Source organism: Micromonospora sp. CA-259024, from assembly GCF_050936255.1.
In the GTDB taxonomy this organism is placed as follows: Bacteria; Actinomycetota; Actinomycetes; order Mycobacteriales; family Micromonosporaceae; genus Micromonospora.
Genome location: NZ_JBNJND010000001.1, coordinates 1,586,348 through 1,606,258, shown reverse-complemented (window position 1 = coordinate 1,606,258; position 19,911 = coordinate 1,586,348). Strand labels below are relative to the sequence as shown.

Genomic DNA, 19,911 nt, shown 5'->3' with positions numbered 1-19,911 from the left:
CACCGACGAGGAGCCCATCCCCCGTGCCGACGTTCGACCACACCGATCTGCTCCTGCCGCCCGAACCCGGCCAGCGCGCGTTGGCCCGGGAGCTGTACGCCCTCGCGGCGGAACAACCCATCATCTCGCCGCACGGGCACGTCGACCCGGCCCTGCTCGCCGAGGACCGACCCTTCCCGGACCCGGCGCGGTTGCTCATCGTGCCCGACCACTACCTGACCCGGATGCTGCTCAGTCAGGGCGTACCCCCGGCGGAGCTGGGCGTGCCCACCCGCGACGGCAGCCCGGTGGAGACCGACGGCCGGGTGATATGGCGACGCTTCGCCGCGCACTGGCACCTGTTCCGGGGTACACCGTCGCGGCTCTGGCTGGAGCAGACCTTCCGCACCGTGTTCGGGGTCCACACCCCGCTCGGCCCGGCCACCGCCGACACCCTCTACGACGAGATCGCGGCCCGGCTCGCCGAGCCGGACTTCCGACCCCGGGCGCTGTTCGAGCGGTTCGGCATCGAGGTGCTGGCCACCACCGAGTCGCCACTGAACGACCTCGGCCAGCATGCCAAGCTCGCCGCCGACGGCTGGGGCGGTCCCGGCGGCCGGGTGGTCACCACGTTCCGCCCCGACGACGTGGTGGACATGGAGTTCGACGGCTGGTCGACCAATGTGGACCGCCTCGGCGAGCTGGCCGGCGAGGACACCGGCACGTACACCGGCTATCTGGCCGCACTGCGGACCCGGCGGGCCGCGTTCATCGCCGCCGGCGCGACGTCCTCCGACCACGGCCACCCCACCGCGCGCACGCTGGACCTGACACCGGCGGAGGCCGAGCGGCTGTACGACCGGGGCCGGCGCGGCGAGGCCGACGCCGCCGACGCGGAGGCGTTCCGGGCGCACATGCTCATGGAGTTCGCCCGGATGTCGCTCGACGACGGGCTGGTCATGCAGCTGCACCCCGGCGCGGTGCGCAACCACAACCGCTGGCTGCACGCCCGGCACGGTCGCGACGTCGGCGGCGACGTCCCACAGGCCACCGAGTACGTGCACGCACTCGCCCCGCTGCTGGAGCGCTACGGCAACGACCCACGGCTGCGGGTGGTGCTCTACACCCTCGACGAGGACACCTTCACCCGCGAGCTGGCTCCCCTGGCCGGCGGGTACGCCGCGCTGCTGCTCGGCGCGCCCTGGTGGTTCCTGGACTCCCCCGAGGTGCTGCGCCGGTTCCGGGAGGCGGTCACCGAGAGCGCCGGCTTCTACAACACCACCGGGTTCGTCGACGACACCCGGGCCTTCTGCTCCATCCCGGTGCGCCACGACGTGGCCCGCCGGGTGGACGCCGGCTTCCTGGCCCGACTGGTCGCCGAGCACCGGCTGCCGATGGACGAGGCGGCCGAGACCATCGTCGACCTGGCGTACCGGCTGCCCAAGCGGGTCTTCAACTTCGGAGGCGACAAGTGAGCGTCACCATCACCTCCGTCGAGGTGCACGACGTGCGGTTCCCGACCGCCGCCCGGGGCGACGGCTCCGACGCGATCAACCGCGGCGACTACTCGGCGACGTACGTGGAGCTGGGCACCGACGCCGGGCCGGTCGGCGCGGGGTTCACCTTCACCAACGGCCGGGGCAACGAGATCACCTGCGCGGCGGTCCGCGCGCTGGCCCACCACGTACGGGGGCGCACGATCGAGGAGATCGCGGCCGAGCCGGTGGCGTTCTGGCGCTCGCTCAGCGCCGACGTGCAACTGCGCTGGCTGGGCCCGGAGAAGGGCGTCATCCACATGGCGACCGGTGCGCTGGTCAACGCGGTGTGGGACCTGCGGGCCACCCTGGCCGGCAAGCCGATGTGGCGGTTCCTCGCCGAGCTGCCCACCGACGACCTCGTCGCCAGCGTCGACTTCCGACACATCACCGACGCGCTCACCCCGGACGAGGCCGCCGCGATCCTCGACAAGGGGCGCGACGGGCTGGTCGACCGGCTGGCCACGCTGGAGCGGGACGGTTTCCCGTCGTACACCACCTCGGTCGGCTGGCTCGGCTACCCCGACGACAAGGTACGGGCGCTGACCCGGCAGGCGTACGACGACGGCTGGCGTGCGATGAAGATGAAGGTCGGCGGCCCACTCGCCGACGACCTGCGCCGGGCCCGGATCATCCGGGCGGAGATCGGCTCGGACGCGCTGTTGATGATGGACGCCAACCAGGTGTGGGACGTCGACGAGGCGATCACCGCGATGGCCACGCTGGCCGAGGTGGATCCGTACTGGATCGAGGAGCCGACGCACGCCGACGACATCCTCGGCCACGCCCGGATCGCCCGCGCGGTGACCGAGCTGACCGGCGGCCGGTGCCGGGTGGCGACCGGTGAGGTGGCCGCCAACCGGGTGATCTTCAAGCAGCTGCTCCAGGCCGACGCGATCGGCGTGATGCAGATCGACGCGTGCCGGGTCGGCGGGGTCAACGAGGTCCTGGCCGAGCTGCTGCTGGCGGCGAAGTTCGGGGTGCCGGTCTGCCCGCACGCCGGTGGTGTCGGCCTCTGCGAGTACGTCCAGCACCTGGCGATCTTCGACTACCTGCGGGTGGGCACCGGCCTGGACGGTCGGATGATCGAGTACGTCGACCACCTGCACGAGCACTTCGTCGATCCGGTACGCACCCGCGGTGGCCGTTACCTCCTGCCCGAGCGGCCCGGTTACAGCGCCACCATGAAACCGGCGTCGATCGCCGAGTTCCGTTTCCCGGACGGTCCGGCATGGCGGTGACCGTCGGCTCCCGGCTCGGCATCGGCATGCTGCGCCGGCTGCCCGCCGAGGCCCGTCCCCTGATCCGGCCGGGCACCGTGCCGACGGGTCTCGTGCACCTGGGGTTGGGCGCGTTCCACCGGGCGCACCAGGCCGTCTACACCGAGGCGGCGGTCGGCGCGGCCGGCGGTGACTGGGGCATCGTGGGCGTCGCCCCGCGCAGCACCACCCTGGTCGAGGCGCTCGCCGCGCAGGACAACCTGTTCAGCGTCAGCACCCTCTCCGGCGCCGGCAGCACCACCCGGGTGGTGGGCGCCCTGAGCGGCGTACGACACGCGGCCAGCGACCCGGACGCCGTGGTGGCGCTGCTCGCCGACCCGGCGGTCCGCGTCGTGACGCTGACCGTCACCGAGAAGGCGTACCAACTCGACCCGGTGACCGGCCAGCTGTCCCCGGATGCGGCACTCGCCGCGGACCTGGCCGGCGGGCACCCGCCGACCACCGTGCCGGGGCTGCTGCTGCGCGGACTGGCCGCCCGGGCCGCCGCGGACGCCGGGCCGGTGGCCCTGGTCAGCTGCGACAACCTGCCGGCCAACGGCCGACGACTGCGCGGCATGGTCGACCAGGCGGTCGGCCGGGCCGCCGGGGTGCCCGCCGGGCTGGTCGAGTGGGTGGCCGGCAACGTCACGTGCCCGGGGACCATGGTGGACCGGATCGTGCCGGCCAGCACCCCGGAGACGATCGAGGCGGCACGCCGGGCACTCGGCGTGACCGACCTGGCGGCGGTGGCCGCCGAGCCGTACGCGCAGTGGGTGATCGAGGACGACTTCCCCGGCGGCCGGCCGGGCTGGGAGCACGCCGGGGCGGTGCTCACCGACGACGCCGGCCCGTGGGAGCGGTTGAAGCTGCGCAGCCTCAACGGCGTGCACTCGGCCGTCGCGTACCTGGGCGCGCTGGCCGGTCGGGAGACGATCGCCGACGCGCTGGAGATCCCGCACCTGGGCGACGTACTGCGCCGGCTGATCGCCGAGGACGTCGCGGCCAGCTTCACCCCGCCGGACGGGGTCCGGGTGGTCGACTACGGCGAGCAGGTCCTCGCCCGGTTCGGTAACCCGGCGATCCACCACCGCACCCTCCAGGTGGCGATGGACGGCTCGCAGAAGCTGCCGCAGCGCGTCCTGCACACCATCGCCGACCTGCGCGCCGCCGGCCGGTCCGCGCGGTGGGGAGCGCTGGTGGTGGCCGCCTGGTTGCGTTTCGCACTGGGTTACTCCGACGACGGGCATCCGTTGCCGTTCCAGGACCCACTGGCCGGGCCGATCCACGCCGCGTTGGACGCCGGCGCGCGGACCCCGGCCGGTGCCGTCGACGCCGTTTTCGCTCTCCGCGACGTCATTCCGGTGGAGGTGGCCGAGGACGACGAGGTGCGCGCCGACGTGATCGCCTGGCTGACCGCGCTGGAGCGGCACGGCGTCGAGGCCACCCTGGCCGGTGCGCGGTGAACCCGCCACCGCTGGACGGTGCGTGATGGACGCGCCGCCGCCCCGGGTGGCGGTGATCGGGGCGAACGGGCACGGCCGGTGGCACCGGCGGGTGATCGCGCCACTGCACGCCGCCGGTCGCCTGCGGCTGGTCGCCCTGGTCGACGTCCGACCGGTGGAGGACGACCCGGCGGCGCCGGTGCCGCCCGGGGTGGAGGTGTTCACCGACCACCGGGCGATGCTCGCCGCCACCCGGCCGGAGGTCGTGGTGATCTGCACTCCGCCGCACACCCACCTGGGGATCGCCCGCGACGCACTCGCCACCGGTGCGGACCTGCTGCTGGAGAAGCCGCCGGTGCTGTCGCTGGCCGAGCACGAGGAGCTGACCTGGGCGCTGACCGCCGCCGGCCGGGTGGCCCAGGTGGGCTTCCAGGCGCTCGGCTCGGCGGCCCTGACCGCGCTGACCGACGCGCTGGCCGCCGGCCGGCTGGGCACGGTCACCGGCATCTCCACCGTCGCCGCGTGGCAACGGCCGGACGCCTACTACGCCCGCTCCCCCTGGGCCGGTCGACGGAGCCTGAACGGCCGGCCGGTGCTCGATGGCGCGCTGGCCAACCCGCTCGCACACGCGGTGATGCAGTGCCTGGCGATCGCCGAGGCGCTCGCCGGGGCGACACCCTGGCCGGTCGCGATCGAGGTGGAGCGCTACCGGGTCCGCCCGATCGAGGTGGAGGACACCGCGGTGCTGCGGGTCCTGTTCCGCGCGGGCCCGCCCGTGCTGGCGGCGGTCACCCTGGCCGCCGAGGAGTTCGTGGCGGGTGAGGTGGTGGTGACCGGTACGGCGGGTCAGGCGCTGCTGGAGTACCCGACGGACCGGCTGCGCCTGCCCGGGGACGTGGTGACCCGCCGCGTCCCGGGACGGCAGGGGCTGCTGGAGAACCTGCTCGCGCACCGGGCCGACCCGACGGGGGTGCCGTTGATCGCACCGCTGGCCCGTACCGCGCCGTTCACCGCGCTGCTGGACGCGTTGCGGGCCGCGCCGGAACCCCGACTGCTCGACGGCGACCTGGTGACCGCGGTCGGCGACGGCGGGGAACGGGTCCGCCACCTGCGGGGCGTGGTCGACGTGCTGCGGCGGGCGGCGGAGCGGGGAGCGCTCCCGAGCGAACTGGCGGTGCCGTGGGCAGCCGCCGCGTACCGCGCCGAGCTGGCGGGATAGGGGGCGACGGCAAACCGACCTGCAAACACCGCCCGGACTCGTACGGGCCTCATCGGACAGATCCCTGGAACCGGTTCACCGGGCGGGACAAGCTGATGCTGATCGGCTCATCCAACACCGTCGGCCCGGACGTCGGCCGGCTGAGGGTGACCCTGCACCACAATCTTCTCGACGGCGTCCTGCAACGGCTGCCCCGGGTGCGCTTCGGTCAGGTCGACGTCTACAACAACCACTACCGGCTCGGTGGGGACGACTTCCAGTACGCGCTCGGCGTCGGTGTCCAGTCGGCGATCTACGCGCAGAACAACTTCTTCACCCTGGACGCGACGGTCGACCCGGCCGACCTGCTCTACGACTGGGGCGGCACCGCCCTGACCGAGCGGGGCTCCTGGGTGCGCCAGGCTGGCCGCCCGGCGCGGCCGGTCGACCTGCTGGCGGCGTACAACGCGACCCACGACCCCGACCTCGGGGCCGACGCGGGCTGGACGCCCACCCTGCGCCGCGACCCGATCCTGCCGGCCCCGCTGGTCCCCCTGCTGGTGGACCCGCTCGCCGGCGCCGACCGGCTGCCGATCTGACCGCCGTCGCGGCGGGCCCCGATGGGGCCGGCCATAGCCGCGCAGGCCCCGCTACACGTTCCGGTGCGCCGCCCACTCGGCGTTCCAGACCACAAGGTCGTGCACCCATCCCTCGCCGTTGCGCCGAGACCTGCCCGACCACTTCGAGGCAGTCCGAGACGCGAAATCGTCCAAGACCTCGCGGTCAGTTGCACCCCATGACGGGAACTGCGCCACCCATTCTTCGGCCTGCTCGGGAGTGTGACCGCTGCCGATCAGCCACTGGACGAGCAACGCAAGCTCGACCCACGCCGCGGCCTTGGTGGCGTACGCCCAGTCGACGATCCGCAAACCCCGCTGCGTGACGATCAGGTTGGTGGGGTTGAGGTCCGAGTGGACGAGCATTTCCCCGCCCATCGCCGGAAGGCCGAACCCGCACCGGGTCACCGGGTCGTACCATGTGCCGTCCGGCGCGGGAGTTTCCTGAAGTTCCTTCAGGGTCGCGGCGAGCATGTCGAGAGCCGGACTGCCAGGGAACAGGTCGGGGTGGGGACCGTCAAGATGCTCGGTCCCCACCACCAACCAGCCGTCGGACTCTATCTGCCACAGGACCGCAGGCCCCCACCCGTCAATAGCTCGGGATGCCGCCAGCTCATAGCGCAGTGACTGGTAGCTCAAGCCGGCAGATGCAGAGGCCGCCTTGACGAAGACCGTCGCGTCGGGTCCGACGACGGTCGAGGCGATCTCGGCGTGGTCGCCGCTCGACGCCGGCGTCGCCTCGAACGCTCCGCCAACCCGTTCGGCGATTGCTGTCGTGACGGTCGCGGGCAGGGCGGTCCAGTCACTGCGCACCGGTTCACTCCTCCACTTGCTAGGTGCCAATACCGGGCTGAGGCGGGTTCGGCGGACAGCATGACTCGGCCTCGTCGCTCCAGAATTCCATGTCGATCCGGTACCCGGTGTCCTGCAACGCCGCGAGCGTGTACGTCATGGCAGTGCCGTTCTGCATGGCCTCGGTCAGGATCGGCCGGTGGTGCACGTAGTGGCCCACGATCTGCATACAGGCCTCAGCGTAGGGCTCGCTGACCTGGAGGCGGCGTGCCATACGGCGTCGACCGGACGGGTCGGGACGACCCGGTAGGACTCGCCGGACGGGAGCAGCAACCCGCGGACGGGCTTGTCCAAGCGGTCGGCGTACGCCTTGAGGAAGACGAGGAACTGCTCGGTCGCACGCTCGGCGTAGGGCTGGGTGACCTCCTGCCTCGCGGCGAAGTAGTGGGCAATCTTGTCGAACACCTCGGTCGAAACCAGGGCGCGGGGGTCTGCGGCAATCGTGATCGTTCTGTCTGCGGTAATGGACACAACTGCTCCTTTGGCCTGGTGCGGGGCAAGGGCGCGCTGGCCCGCACTGTGTGCGGAGGCGACCGGCCTCCGCGTCCGTGTTCGTCCTGCGGTGAAGCGATCATGAGGTGCGAATGACTCGCGGCAAGGGCGAGACGGCGGGCCCATCACGGTCGGCCAGCCGCGGCCCACCATCACCGGTCCTCGGCGATTGGCTTCCGGAGCGGGCCCCACGCAACGAAGCGTTGGAACAGCTCGATGGGGGTCTGACCGTCGTGCGGATTCAAGCGGTACAGGTCCTTGGTCGCCTCGTAGAACATGCCTGCCAGATAGATCGACAGGCCGGGCATGTTGTCCGCGAACTCGGCCCTCAGCAGTAGCCTGGCCTCAGCGCAGGGCCACTGCTGCCCGTCTGCCCGGCAGAACCACATCGGGCGCAGCGGAGTGTGCGAGGGCTGCTCGCCGTGTGACCGGGGGTGGTTGATCTTCGGACCGGCGAGCGGCGGCTGGGCCTGAGTGCTCAGCTTCATATCGCGTCCTGCCTTCGGGTTTGCAACTCGGTGGCCAGCCAGCCAGAAGATTGACCGACATGGGTAGCGTGCCCGCTACGCTGGGCGTTGCGGGAGCCGTGAGCAGTGGGCCCACACGGCAGCCCACACGCTGGGGGCGATATGGACGGGTTCGGGGACATACTCAGGCAGCACCGCAAAGCCGCCGGCTGGTCGCTGCGAAAGTTCGCCGAGCTGACGGCATACGACTTCGGCTATCTAGGGCAGATTGAGCGCGGGGACCGTTCGGCCAACGCCAAGGTGGTGGCCGCCTACGACCGCATGTTGTCTGCCGGCGGTGCACTGAACACGGCGTACGCGAGCGGTGAGGTTGGCGACCAGGACATGCACAGACGCGCGCTCCTCCAGGCGATGGGCGCGCTCGCGGCGGTTCCCGCCGTGGACCGGTTGGTCGGGTGGGAGGCGCTGCGGCAAGGGCTCGGCGCTGCTGTCGACCTCGACTTCGACGAGTGGACCGAGATCGTCGACGACTACGGGCGCGGGTACTACCTTCAGTCGCACGATCGTCTGATGGCCCAGCTCGGCCGGGACCTGACCGTCTTGCAGCACCAGATCGCCGCCGACGATGGGCAACGCCGGCCGGTGCTGTTGCGCGCCGCTGGCCGCCTCTCCGTGATCATCGCGCTCGGGTTGGTGGCGGCCGGGCAGGTCGGCGTCGCCCGCCGATGGTGGGCCACCGCACAGCGAGTCGCCGACGAATCCGGGGACGCGGACACGCGCGTGCTCACCCGGGCTTGGGACATCACCAACGGCTGCTGCGACGGGCGCCCGGCCGCGCAGGTTGTCGCACTGTCCGATCAGGTACTACCGCTGCTCAACGGGGCAGTTCCGTCGGCGGCCGTGTGCGGTCTGCTGGCCGGGCGGGCGCAGGCGCTGTCCCTGGCTGGCCGCCACGACGACGCGGTGGCCGTGGTGCGGCACCTGTCCGACCAGGTGGAGGCGCTACCCGCAGACGTGGTGGCCGACGTCGAGTCGTTGTGGGGATGGCCGGAGCATCGACTGGCGCACACCCAGTCGTGGGTGTACACCCACGCCGGCCGGCTCGCCGACGCCGCGGCGGCGCAAGAGCGTGCGCTGGCACTGTATCCGCCTTCGCAGCAGCGGCTACGCACGCAGGTGCAACTGCACCAGGCGGCGGCGCTGATCCGGGGTGGCCACATCCCCGATGGGCTGCGAATGGCCGCCGACCTGATCGACGCTCTCCCCGCCAGCCAGCACAACGAGCTGTTGAGGGCGGTGGCCCGCCAGGTGGCTGCCGCCGTCCCTGACGGTGAACGGCGTCGGCCGGTGTACGGGGAACTGCTGGAGCGGACGCGCGTTTAGCATCCGGGCATGGCCCTGATCTACACCACTAGCCACGGCGACGACGCCGCCCGCTTCTTCAGGCCGCTGGTCGAGCTGTACGAGCATGTCTACTCGGAGCCGCCGTACGAGGAAGGGCCCGCCCAGGTGGCCCGCTTCCGGGACAGCCTGCCTGGCGAGGCTGGCCGGCTCGGCTTCAGGCTCGTCACCGCCACCGAGGACTCTTCTCTGGTTGGCGGCGCGTACGGCTGGACGATGCTCCCCTTCGATTGGTGGTCGCGGGCGGACGGGGAGCCGCCCGCCGAGGTGCGGGAGGCGTCGAAGTTTGCGGTCATGGAATGGATCGTCCACCCGGGCCGGCGCGGGAAGGGCATCGGCGCGGAGCTGATGCGCCGACTGCTGGCCAGGCAGCCGGCGCGGTACGCCACCCTCGCTTCCGACCCCCGATCGCACGCCCGGAAGGTGTACGCGCGCAACGGGTGGTGGCAGGCCGGCACGTCACGGATGCCGTGGGAGGGCGGCCCCGTCATGGACCTGCTCGTCCTCGACCTGCTTGACGAAGCGGTCCAGGGCGTCTGACGCCCCGACGCCGGCGGCGTCGGCCCGGTCTCGGCCGGGTCGGGTCTGCGACGTAGGGGCTCATCGATGTGGTGAAGATCCGCTATAAGTGACGCATGGACTTCCCTCCGCACCTGGGCAGTATGCCGATGCACGCGATCACCGAGATCCATGGCGAACCAGGCCTGCTGGAGCGCTTCCGGCTGGAGGTCCAGCAGTTCGACGACGCCGCCCGAGCGCGGTTGACCGCCGCGCTCGACCTCGCCGCCGAACTGCACCGCGACGACCGGCGCGTCCGCGAGCCGTACCTCAACCACCTGCTGCGGGTGGCGATCCGGTTGATGCACCACTACCAGGTGCGGGACGTGGACGTGATCGTCGCCGGCCTGCTGCACGACGCGGTCGAGGACCACCCGGTCGAGCTGGCCGACGGGGGCCCGGGTGCCGATCCGACCGAGGCCGCGCTGACCGCGCTCGCCGCGCGGTTCGGGCCGCGGGTGGCCACCCTGGTCGCCGCCGTCACCAACCCGGCGTACGACCCCGAGCGGGACCGCAACGCGCAGTACCGCGAGCACCTGGCGGTGAGCCTGGACCGGGAGCCCTGGGCCCGGGTGATCAAGGTTTCGGACTTCACCGACAACGGCGTGGGGGTGATCCACACGGTCGGGCCGAAGGTCGTCTCGTCGGCCCGGAAGTACCGGCCGCTGGTGCCGCTCTTCCGCGACCTGATCGGCCGGCCGGACACCCCGCTGTCGCTGGCCGTGAAGCGGCACATCTTCGGTCAGCTCGACCTGGCCGAGGAGCGGTTCAGCGCCATCCTGGACCAGCCCGCCCACCCGAACTGAAGAGCCGCTCGCATCACCCGACCGGGTTCCGCGACAAGTTCTCAGATCTCGGGGACATCCCCGGGCATTACGGTTGGTTTGCGCCAGATGCGAGCCAAGAGACCTCTTGGCCGAAATGCCTGGTGTGACCCGATCGAGAGGATTTGGCCATGCGCGACCTTTCTCGTCGCGATCTGCTCAAGGCGACCGCGGTCGGCGCCGGGGCGGTCGCTCTGCCGGGCATGATGGTCGGCGGCAGCTCGGCGTTCGCGGCGGACGGCCCCGGCCCGGCCGACGCGACATACCCGCCCGCGAAGTTGACCGGCCGCATCGTCCGCCCCCAGAGCCCCGACTACGCGGAAGCGAGCATCGGCTGGGACGAGCTGTTCGTGCGCTATCCGCTGGTCATCGTCTTCGCCCAGGAGACTCAGGACGTGGTCAACGCCCTCACCTGGGCGCGGCAGAACGACGTCGCGCTGCGGGTGCGCAGCGGTCGCCACAGCCTCGAGGGCTGGTCGAACGTCGACAACGGCATCGTGATCGACGTCAGCGAGCTGAAGGACGTCCACGTCGACACCGCCACTCGCACGGCGAAGGTCGGCGCGGGGCTCAACCAGTCGGAGGCGATCACCGCGCTCGGGGAGTACGACTTCGCGGCGACGACCGGGACGGAGGGAAGCGTCGGCCTGTCCGGGGCGACCCTCGGCGGCGGCTTCGGGTTCCTCACCCGCTACCTCGGCATGGCCTGCGACAACCTGATCGGGGCGGAGATCGTCGTGGCGTCGGGCACCAACGGCGCGAAGGTGCTCCAGGTGGACCCGTGGAACCACCCGGACCTGCTCTGGGCGCTGCGCGGAGCCGGTAACGGCAACTTCGGAATCGTCACGTCCCTGACGTACAAGGTGGCTCCGTTGAAGAGCGTCGCCTACCTCCAGGCGACCTGGCAGGGCCTCGACGACCTGCACGGCGTCTTCGAGAACTGGCAGCGCACGGCACCGTTCAGCGACCCTCGCCTCGGCAGCCAACTCGAGGTCCACCCGACCGAGATCCTGATGTTCGCGGTACTCGCGGAGGGATCAGAGGCCGAGGTGCGGAGGCTGCTGGCGCCGATCCTCTCGGTCGGCAACCCGGAGGTCACCGTGCAGATCGGGGGCTGGAGCGAGACGTACGCCGGCTTCCAGATCCCGACCGAGGACGAGCCGGCGAAGTGGAAGTTCTTCTCGCAGTTCACCAGGGAACTGTTCCCGGCGAAGGCGATCAGTGCCATCCGCGAGTTCATGGAGAACTCCCCGTCGCCGGACAGCAACTTCTTCACCCAGGCCTTCGGCACGGGAGCCCAACGACAGGAGCCCTTCGGCGGCGCGGCGTTCCCGCACCGCGACGCGCTCTTCTACTCCGAGCCGGGCGCCGGCTGGGGCACCCGCGGCGAGCCCGACAGCGGCGACGCCGTCACCCCGATCGCCCAGACGTGGATTGCCGAGTTCAGCCAGGCGCTGCGGCCCTACGTGGACGGGGCCTACGTCAACGTGCCGAACATCGGCATGGCGGAGTGGGAGACCGCCTACTGGGAACGCAACTTCCCACGACTGCGCAAGATCAAGGCAAAGTACGACCCGCACAACGTCTTCCAGTACGAGCAGAGCATCCCGCCCGCGACACACTGACCTGGATGGCAGGCGGTGCGGGGCACCCCACCCGCACCGCCTGCCGACGAGCGCGATACCGCAGAGGCATTTTCATACCTCAGAGTCATCACGCTCGTCAGGACATGTACGCCCCGGCGCTGTTACGTTCCGGAAGGCACGTTCGGCCACACGAGCGGCGCCGCCACCCGGGTCCGGGCAACGCTCAGGAGGGCGGGGCTTCCCGCAGGACGACGCGCAGAGGATGCGGGGCCGCGGTGGCGAGGTCTCCGAGCACCGTGCGGAACAGGGCGTGCTCGCCGGGCGGCTCGTCGGCGAGCAACTGGCCGGCGTCGTCGATCAGCAGGGTGAGTGGGCCGGCGTCCAACCGGTCGCGCAGCACGTCGGCGAGGGCGTCCCAGGTGCTTCCCAGGTGGGCCGGCAGCGCCAGCGTGTCGGCCAGCGCGGCGAAGAGCGCGGGGCGGGTCCGGGTCGCCGCGCCGGGCAGCACCGACGCGCCGGGCAGCTCTGCGGCGCCGTCCCGGCACACGGTCAGCCAGTCGGGCGTCGGACCACCATCCTGGTCGACCATCACGTGCCTCCTGATCGGGTCGGGCAATGGCAATGGCGCCGGCGGAGCCGGTCGGCCGCGGCCGACCGGCCCCGGGTCGGTCAGAGCCGGTAGAAGTCGGTGTAGTGGTTGGGCGAGAACCAGGTCACCCCGGTGCTGCGGTTCACCACGATCCGGTACGCGTCCCGGGCGGCGCCCTGGGTGCGCGGGTAGACGTCGTACTCGTAGTAGGTCGCGTTGGTCGGCAGTTGACCCTCGTAGTTGTAGAACCGGCCGCCGGCGAAGTTGGACAGTCCACCGCTCCAGGAATACCAGCCGCGGCTGGTCGGGAAGCCCTTGGCGGACCACCCCGAGCGGGCGGTACGAGCGTCCGCGCAGCGGCTCATGGTGCAGGAGCTGTAGACCGCCGCCGAGGCGGAGTCGGTCAACCGGGGGGAAAGCACGGTCGGGCCGACCAGTGCGGCACCGACCATGGCGAGGAGCAGAGCGAGGGTGGCGGTGCGCCGGCGGATCGCGCCGAGCGTGGCCAGCGGGGACACGAGGGTGGACACAGACTGCCTCCAGACCATCCGATCCATTGATCCGCGTGATTGTCGGACCGGACCCAGTCTCACCGCTGCCGGCTGGCGGCAACACCCCTCGGCGCCCCAACTGCTTCACAATGCTCGGTGAACCTCGGATGATCATCTGCCTCGGCACGCCCGACCGGGAGCAACACGAGCATCCCGACGGCGACCCAGACGTACGCGTTGGCGCCGACGAACCCCAGCGGCCCGGCCGACCCGTTGGCGAAGACCCAGACCAGCCCGCTGCACAGCACGACGTACCCGGCGACGCCGGCACGCGCCCGACGGCGGGCCGGCGTGTCGACCGGCGGCCACGGCAGCGTCGACGCGGCGAGCACCACCAGCCCCGGCACCAGCCACACCAGGTGGTGCACCCAGGTGACCGGGCTGACCAGGCACGCGGCGACGCCGGTCAGCGCGAAACCGGCCCGTTCGTCGCCCGCCCGCACGGCCCGGCGTGCCCGCACCGCCCACACGGCCAGCACGGCGACGACCAGCATCAGCCACCACCGCCGGTCCGGGTGGACCGGGTCGAGCCGGGCGACGAGGCCGAGCAGCGACTGGTTCGACACGTACGCCAGCTGGCCGACCCGGTCGGTGTCCCACAGCGCCTCGGTGAAGAACGTACGGGTCGCCTCCGGCGCGAGCGCCGCCGCGACCACCGTGGCGCCGACGGCGGTGCCGATCGCCGTGGCCGCGGCCCGCCAGCGCCCGGTGACCAGCAGATACCCGATGAAGATCGCCGGGGTGAGCTTGACCGCCGCCGCGAGCCCGGACCCGACGCCGGCCCACCGGCTCCCCCGCTCCAGCAACCACAGGTCCAGGTAGACCAGCGCCACCAGCAGCAGGTTGACCTGCCCGAAGCTGACCGTGTCCCGCACCGGGTTGAGCCCGGCCAGCAGACAGCAGGCCAGCGCGAGCGCGTACCAGCGGCTCCACCCGTGGCGCCGCGCCAACGGGTCCACGAGCAGGTGCAGCAGGAACGCGACGGCGAGTGCGGTGAGCAGCAGGTTCGCCACGATCGTCGGGTACCAGGCCAGGGCGGCCATCGGCAGCATGCTGACCGCGGCGAACGGCGGATAGGTGAAGCCGTATCCGTTCCCGGTGGTCCACTCGTACAGGTCGCCGCCGCGTACCCAGTGCCCGACCGCTCCGTGGTAGACCCCGACGTCGAACCACCCCCGGTGTCCGGGCAGCAGCGCGATCACCACCGCGAGTACGGTGGCCAGCCCGACCACCGTCACCACCCGCCGCCGGGTCGCGTTCACCGGGCCACCTCGACGGGGACGGGCGGCAACAGCAGGCGCAGCGAGCCGACCGCGAGCAGCCCCACCAGCACCCCGGCGGCGGCGAGCACCGCCTGCGCCGCGTCCGGTCCGAAGCCGCTGGGCAGCGCCACGAACGCGAGCACGACCGCACCCAGCGCCGCCGCCGGCCGGGCCCGTCCGTGCGGCGCCGCCGCCGCGATCAGCACCAGACCCCAGAGCGCGTACCAGGGCCGGGTCGCCGGGCCGAGCAGCGCCACCGCCACCAGCACCAACCCCAGCGCGTACGCCGGACCGAGCCGCCGCCGGTGCCACCACGCGGCGATCGCGACCGCCAACGCGGCGGCCACGCCCAGCCCCAGGCAGAGCCGCATCGGGGCGTCGCCCAGGTGCAGACCGGAACGCCCGGCCGCGCGCAGCGCCACCCGACCGAGCGCGCTGGAGATCGACCAACTGTGTCGGTACATCGGGGTGCCGAGCGCGCCGATCCACCCGTACCCGATGCCGGTGGCCCAGGTGACCACGGCGGCGGTGCCCACCGCGACCCCGGCGGTGCGGGCCACCGAGGCCGGCAGCCCTCGGTGCCGCGCGGCGAGTGAGACGACCACCAGCAGCCCGACCACCGCCGGCACCTTGACCAGCGCAGCGAGGGTCACCAGCACGGTGGCCGCGCCGTAGCGGTGCTCGAAGGCGAGGCTGAGCCCGGCGACCAGCAGCCCCAGCATCACCGCCTCGTTGTGCGCGCCGGCGATGAGGTGCAGCGGTACGAGAGGGTTGAGCACGCCCAGCCAGAGCGCGGCGGCCGGCTCGACGCCGCAGTGCCGGGCCAGCCTCGGCAGGTACGCCACCAGCAGCGCCACCCCGGCCAGCGCCACCAGCCGCAGACCGAGCACGCCCAGCACCAGCTTGCCGCCGGTCACGCCACTGACCACGGCCGCCACCGCGAGGAACACCGGCCCGTACGGCGCGGGCGTCTGCTGCCACATCTGCGGCACCTCGACGGCCAACGCACCACCCAACTGGGCCACCCCGTGCCGGTACACGTCGATGTCGGCGAGGACCATCGCACCCTGCGCCAGGTAGCTGTACGCGTCCCGGCTGAACAGCGGCGGCGCCACCAGCAACGGCCCCGCCCAGCAGGCCAGGGTGAGCGCGGCGGAGCGTCGGTCGACGACCTCCTCGGGTGCGTGCGGGTGCCGGCCCGCCGAGGGTGCGCGCAGGTGCCGGCCCGCCCACCACCAGGCGACGACGAGCAGGGTCAGACCGGCGTACCCGCAGAGCAGTGCCGGCCCCGCGAGCTGCCGCAGCGCGCTCCACCAGGCGGCGTGCGCCCCGACCGGCAGCGCACCGGCGGCCAGGCCTGCGGTGGCCAGCAGGGCGGCACCGACGCCCCCGAGCAGCCGGTACGCGACGACGGTCGGCAGTGTGCGCACCCGGGCAGGATGTCGTCCCCGGCTGACCGGGACACGACGCGCCGACGATCACCAAGCGACGGCGCGGTGTCGGACCGGCGTGGCGACGGGCATATCGGTCACTGGTTGTTAGCGTGAAACGCGGATCCGTGACCGTGGAGGGGTGCCCATGACGGACGCCCCCGACGGGAGGCCGAGGCCTGCGGACCGGTGGCGGCATCGGGGCATGCGCGGCCTGACCATCGCCCGCGACGCGAGTGTCCGCGGTTGGCGGTGGTGGGCGCGGAGCTGGGATCGACTGGTCGCCGCGCTCCAGGACGAGGCGCCCGTCGGGTCCGGCGCCGCACCGTCGCCGTCCGACCCGCTCATCGAACAGCGCGACGCGCCCCGGCTGATCGCGGTCCCCGCCCGGGGGTACGTGTACTCGTTCTACGTCCGCGCCACCTTCGCCTGGTCGTCACCGTCGAGCCTGCGGGCCGAGGTGCTGAGCTGGTACGTGCAGTACTACCAGCCCAACGCGATCCAACGGCTGACCCGGCTCGCCGCCGACGCCGCCCGGGACCTACCCCCGCACCGAGCCGGGGACCTGGAGGTGGCGTTGCAGCGGGCGCTCGCCGACGACCCCGTGTGGCACTACCAGCGGGGGGACATCGTCGTCACCTGCCGCCCCGACGCCGCCGTCCGACTCGACGAGCGGATCATGCCGGCGCTCCAGCCGCACGTCGATCGGCTGGTGAAGCTTGAGTACCAGTTCGACGAGCAGCTTCGCAAAGCCCGGTACGCCGAGGAGTTGAGCCGCCAGTGGGCGACGATCCTGAGCGCCCATCCCGAAGACCAGGACGTCGCCGACGCCCGCCAGCACATGCTCACCGCCCAGAGAAAAGCCGCCCGCTGGATCAGCGAACTTCTCCGCCGCCACAACGAACCCCCCGCAGACCCGCAGACCACACCCCCGATCCCACCCCAACAAACCCGCCCCGCACAGCCAACCCCCGACTAATCCCCGCCCCTCCCGCCCCCTCCCGCCCCTTCGCCGCCTCTCGTCCATGATCAAGTGATGAAAAGTAGGTCTGGGTGGCCTCTGGTACCTACTTTTCATCACTTGATCATGGGATATCGGGGACGGGTGGCGAGGATCGCGAGGGTCTCCTGGCGGACCTGGGCGGGTTTGGCGAGGAGACGTCGGTGGGTGAAACGGACGACGAGGATGCCGACGGTGGCCAGCAGGGCGTGGCGGTGCAGGTCGATCTCGCGTTCGGTCGGGTCGCCGTGGCTGGTGGCGCCGTCCAACTCGATGTCGACCCGCTCGGCCTCTGCGAACATGTCGAGGTAGATGGTGCGAGCACCGACCCGCACCCGTGCCTGCCGAGTGAACGTCGGCATACCCGGGCCGGTGAAGACGTGGTCGTGGCCCCAGATCTCCAACGGGCTGCGGCAACCAGCGGCCAGCCGGTCCAGCAGAGCACGCAGTGCCGCACGGTCGGACATCCTCGGCACCTCGGCCAGAGCGGTGACGAGTCGCTGCGGGGTGGTCAGCCGGTCGTTGACCGCGCGGATGAGCAAGCCCGGTCGGTCGACCATCGGCAGCAGCGGCCAACAGTCCACCAGGGCTCGATCGAGCCGGGTAACGGGCAACCCGCCCCGTGTCACCACCTGCGGTGGCGCAATGGCGAAGCCGGAACGCCGGCGTACCAGGAGATGCGGCCGATCACGCAGGCCTGACCCTCGGGGCAGGTCGAGATACACCGGCTCCCCCGGTGGCTGGCGGCGGAGGCCCCACACGTCGAGAGCGGTCAGGCGACTCAGCGCGGCACGCCCGTCGGCGTACGCCAGCGCGGCGCGTCGGGCCACCTCCGGCTCGACTCGGGCCAGCGGCGGCAGGTCGGCGTCGGTGTCACGGATCAGCGCGGCGTCGCCGTAGACCCCGGGCAGCAGCCGTACCAACCGATCAGCCCGCCGTGCGGTCTGGACCGTCCACCACGGCGCCACCCGCATCACGTCCCGTCGGGTGACCAGCCCATCACCGCGGACGAGCAGGTCGCGCAGCCTCGGGTCCACAGGGCCCACCCTGACCCGACCTACCGTCGAGCACTGCCCGCGCGAGGGCTGCTGTGGACAGCGAGAGCACCTGTGGGTGGCGACCCGCGCCCCTTCCGATTGTGGTAGGCGCCGGTCAGGAGAAGAGCCCACTCATTCACTCTGTCCACCAGGCGACAAGTAACAGTGCTGTCCGATTCTTGTCATTGACAGCAGAACATGCGATCCGGCCATGAATTCCAATCTGCGGCTGCCCATAGGTTGGCTCACCTCGCCCGTTCCGGGGATAGGCGTCGCCCGCCGAGCAACGAGAATGAGCAAATGTGAACGTCTCGATGTAATGGCCACCGCCTGCGGACTTCGCTCGATCTTCACCAGCCTGGGAGGAATGCATGGGCCTGTTCAGCAAGAAGGAGAAGCAGCGCCGGAAACTACCGCCGCCGCCTCCCACCGCTACTCAGGATGACCTGGACGTCGCCCGTCGGGTCGTCCAGGATTTTCTCTCGGTCGTCGGCATCGACGCGAAGATGCGTATCACGGCTCTGGAGGTCTCGCGCGCCGGCGGTGGTCCACGAGACCTTAAGACCGCCTTACAGAACGGCTACGAGACCGGCGACACCGGCATCGACCGACCATGGCACTGGCTCGCCGCCGTCTGTCGCGAGGCTCGGGCGGCAGGAGACGTCGCGCTCATCGCCGCCGTCGCCCTCTTCGTCAATATCTGGGACACCCAACTACGCCACAAAATCCGCATGGCTGATACGAGCGACATGATGCTGGCCGCCCCTCCGACGGATGTCACCAGGGAGGTCTATTCCCTTGCGGTGCTGGCCCTGCCCGGGCCCTTTCCCAACCAGGCGGTGGTCAGCAATGCGACCGGGTCGGTAGCGATCCGTGCGGTGCAGATGAAGTGCGCAATTGACGTTCTCGATGCGGGAGACGCGATCGCTCCCGAGGTCAGAGCGGCGGCACAACGGCTCCTCGACCGTCCATGATGCCGCCAGGCGACAATCACCGCCGAAGGGACCCTGATGGATCACCTGCAGTTGGCCCGCCAGCAACTCGAGCAGACCAAGAATGCCCTCACCAAGATCGGCCTGGAGTACGTCGAGCTCGACCCCTTTGTCATGGGAGTCGGCGTCGCGGTCCCTTATGGGCCGGCGGACTACGTCGTCATCTCGGTCTCTGGCGGCGGCAGCGAGTCCGTCTTGAACCTGACCTCGGGCGTCCTCCAGGACCTTCCTCGGGAACCCCTTCCCGTCCTCGATGTCTGCAACAAGATCACTCGCGACAATCCGATCTTCCCGCATTTCCTGCACGACGCGGAGGCGGGCTGGTCGGTCCTGGTGCAGCACCGAGCGCTCGCCACCGTCCTGTACGACGTGCCGGGGGTGATGCAGGTGGTCGTCGAGAACCTTCCCGTCATCGCCCGTCAGAGCCGCGAGCGGCTGGCCGCGGCCGGAGTGGTGGGCCGCCCCTACACCTGGAACCCCGCTGACGCCAACCATCTGCTCATCCGCTCCATGATGTAGGTGTCACGGCTGGTCAAACGATCGTCAACAGCATCACTGCCGGCGTGCACGGTCAGGAGGGTGGTGTCTGGCGAACAGGGCCGAGACGCACACCTCCCTCCTGCCCGTCTCATGTCACCTCGGAGCCGATAGGTAGGTCATCCGCATGGGCTCGGCGAGAACTGCCTGGGCGGCGGCAACGTCCGCCAGCCGGGAGGCCAGGGTGGCAACGGCTGGTGGGTCCGGCAGGGCGGCACTGAACGTGAGGCCGGCAAGCGCCTTGTCGGTGACATCGGGCAGGCAGATCCGATTGACGGCATCTGCCACCGTTCGACCAGACTG

General features: G+C 71.4%; 21 protein-coding genes. 12 read left to right on the top strand and 9 right to left on the bottom strand.

The window, feature by feature from the left end; genetic code table 11:
* Positions 1-23: 23 nt before the first annotated feature.
* The 5 genes from uxaC to ACQEUX_RS06605 are packed head-to-tail and all read left to right on the top strand — an operon-like array spanning position 24 to position 6,012.
* Positions 24-1,454: a glucuronate isomerase gene (uxaC, locus tag ACQEUX_RS06625; protein WP_433042743.1), complete on the top strand. Its 1,431-nt coding sequence runs from the start codon at positions 24-26 to the stop codon at positions 1,452-1,454.
* On the top strand, positions 1,451-2,755 hold the full coding sequence (locus tag ACQEUX_RS06620) for an enolase C-terminal domain-like protein (RefSeq protein WP_433042740.1): 1,305 nt from the start codon (positions 1,451-1,453) through the stop codon (positions 2,753-2,755). Before uxaC ends, ACQEUX_RS06620 begins: the two co-directional genes overlap by 4 nt.
* A complete protein-coding gene (locus ACQEUX_RS06615; RefSeq protein WP_433042737.1) occupies positions 2,746-4,236 on the top strand; it encodes a mannitol dehydrogenase family protein in 1,491 nt (496 codons plus the stop codon). The genes ACQEUX_RS06620 and ACQEUX_RS06615 overlap by 10 nt, the downstream gene beginning before the upstream one ends.
* A 25-nt stretch (positions 4,237-4,261) precedes the next feature.
* A complete protein-coding gene (locus tag ACQEUX_RS06610; protein WP_433049632.1) occupies positions 4,262-5,434 on the top strand; it encodes a Gfo/Idh/MocA family protein in 1,173 nt (390 codons plus the stop codon).
* Positions 5,395-6,012: a hypothetical protein gene (locus ACQEUX_RS06605; protein WP_433042734.1), complete on the top strand. Its 618-nt coding sequence runs from the start codon at positions 5,395-5,397 to the stop codon at positions 6,010-6,012. Before ACQEUX_RS06610 ends, ACQEUX_RS06605 begins: the two co-directional genes overlap by 40 nt.
* Positions 6,013-6,063: 51 nt before the next feature.
* Here the strand turns inward: ACQEUX_RS06605 and ACQEUX_RS06600 are convergent, their stop codons facing one another.
* The 3 genes from ACQEUX_RS06600 to ACQEUX_RS06590 form a co-directional block, all read right to left on the bottom strand.
* The gene (locus ACQEUX_RS06600; protein WP_433042731.1) at positions 6,064-6,843 is read right to left on the bottom strand and encodes a phosphotransferase; all 780 of its coding nucleotides are present in this window, start codon (positions 6,841-6,843) and stop codon (positions 6,064-6,066) included.
* Between the two features lie 19 nt (positions 6,844-6,862).
* On the bottom strand, positions 6,863-7,051 hold the full coding sequence (locus tag ACQEUX_RS06595) for a hypothetical protein (RefSeq protein ID WP_433042728.1): 189 nt from the start codon (positions 7,049-7,051) through the stop codon (positions 6,863-6,865).
* Positions 7,052-7,526: 475 nt separating this feature from the next.
* On the bottom strand, positions 7,527-7,862 hold the full coding sequence (locus ACQEUX_RS06590; RefSeq protein WP_433042725.1) for a hypothetical protein: 336 nt from the start codon (positions 7,860-7,862) through the stop codon (positions 7,527-7,529).
* 141 nt (positions 7,863-8,003) lie between these two features.
* Between ACQEUX_RS06590 and ACQEUX_RS06585 the strand changes: the two genes are divergently transcribed.
* The 4 genes from ACQEUX_RS06585 to ACQEUX_RS06570 all read left to right on the top strand — a co-directional run bounded on the left by ACQEUX_RS06585 (position 8,004) and on the right by ACQEUX_RS06570 (position 12,249).
* Positions 8,004-9,224 (top strand): helix-turn-helix domain-containing protein, encoded by a 1,221-nt coding sequence (locus tag ACQEUX_RS06585; protein WP_433042722.1) that lies wholly within the window; start codon positions 8,004-8,006, stop codon positions 9,222-9,224.
* A gap of 9 nt (positions 9,225-9,233) precedes the next feature.
* Positions 9,234-9,782 carry a GNAT family N-acetyltransferase gene (locus ACQEUX_RS06580; RefSeq protein WP_433042719.1) on the top strand — a complete coding sequence of 183 codons (549 nt, stop codon included), beginning with the start codon at positions 9,234-9,236 and terminating at the stop codon, positions 9,780-9,782.
* A 95-nt stretch (positions 9,783-9,877) separates the two neighbouring features.
* The gene (locus tag ACQEUX_RS06575; protein WP_433042716.1) at positions 9,878-10,606 is read left to right on the top strand and encodes an HD domain-containing protein; all 729 of its coding nucleotides are present in this window, start codon (positions 9,878-9,880) and stop codon (positions 10,604-10,606) included.
* A 149-nt stretch (positions 10,607-10,755) separates the two neighbouring features.
* Complete coding sequence (locus ACQEUX_RS06570; protein WP_433042713.1) at positions 10,756-12,249, top strand: FAD-binding oxidoreductase; 1,494 nt, start codon at positions 10,756-10,758, stop codon at positions 12,247-12,249.
* A 184-nt stretch (positions 12,250-12,433) separates the two neighbouring features.
* Here ACQEUX_RS06570 and ACQEUX_RS06565 read toward each other — a convergent pair whose 3' ends face one another.
* From ACQEUX_RS06565 to mptB, 4 genes are all read right to left on the bottom strand, one after another.
* Positions 12,434-12,799, bottom strand: coding sequence for a barstar family protein (locus ACQEUX_RS06565; RefSeq protein WP_433042710.1), 366 nt, complete (start codon positions 12,797-12,799; stop codon positions 12,434-12,436).
* 80 nt (positions 12,800-12,879) lie between these two features.
* Positions 12,880-13,347, bottom strand: coding sequence for a ribonuclease domain-containing protein (locus tag ACQEUX_RS06560; protein WP_433042707.1), 468 nt, complete (start codon positions 13,345-13,347; stop codon positions 12,880-12,882).
* 41 nt (positions 13,348-13,388) lie between these two features.
* Positions 13,389-14,612: a glycosyltransferase 87 family protein gene (locus ACQEUX_RS06555; RefSeq protein WP_433042704.1), complete on the bottom strand. Its 1,224-nt coding sequence runs from the start codon at positions 14,610-14,612 to the stop codon at positions 13,389-13,391.
* On the bottom strand, positions 14,609-16,042 hold the full coding sequence (gene mptB, locus ACQEUX_RS06550) for a polyprenol phosphomannose-dependent alpha 1,6 mannosyltransferase MptB (RefSeq protein ID WP_433042701.1): 1,434 nt from the start codon (positions 16,040-16,042) through the stop codon (positions 14,609-14,611). The genes ACQEUX_RS06555 and mptB overlap by 4 nt, the downstream gene beginning before the upstream one ends.
* A gap of 205 nt (positions 16,043-16,247) precedes the next feature.
* Between mptB and ACQEUX_RS06545 the strand changes: the two genes are divergently transcribed.
* Positions 16,248-17,021 (top strand): hypothetical protein, encoded by a 774-nt coding sequence (locus ACQEUX_RS06545; protein WP_433042698.1) that lies wholly within the window; start codon positions 16,248-16,250, stop codon positions 17,019-17,021.
* 98 nt (positions 17,022-17,119) lie between these two features.
* On the opposite strand, the gene ACQEUX_RS06540 is transcribed toward ACQEUX_RS06545, so the two are convergent.
* Complete coding sequence (locus ACQEUX_RS06540) at positions 17,120-18,079, bottom strand: DUF559 domain-containing protein (RefSeq protein WP_433042695.1); 960 nt, start codon at positions 18,077-18,079, stop codon at positions 17,120-17,122.
* Between the two features lie 371 nt (positions 18,080-18,450).
* Between ACQEUX_RS06540 and ACQEUX_RS06535 the strand changes: the two genes are divergently transcribed.
* The gene (locus ACQEUX_RS06535; protein ID WP_433042692.1) at positions 18,451-19,053 is read left to right on the top strand and encodes a hypothetical protein; all 603 of its coding nucleotides are present in this window, start codon (positions 18,451-18,453) and stop codon (positions 19,051-19,053) included.
* Between the two features lie 36 nt (positions 19,054-19,089).
* Positions 19,090-19,590, top strand: coding sequence for a hypothetical protein (locus ACQEUX_RS06530; RefSeq protein ID WP_433042689.1), 501 nt, complete (start codon positions 19,090-19,092; stop codon positions 19,588-19,590).
* A 114-nt stretch (positions 19,591-19,704) separates the two neighbouring features.
* Here the strand turns inward: ACQEUX_RS06530 and ACQEUX_RS06525 are convergent, their stop codons facing one another.
* Positions 19,705-19,896, bottom strand: coding sequence for a hypothetical protein (locus tag ACQEUX_RS06525; protein ID WP_433042686.1), 192 nt, complete (start codon positions 19,894-19,896; stop codon positions 19,705-19,707).
* Between the last annotated feature and the right edge of the window lie 15 nt (positions 19,897-19,911).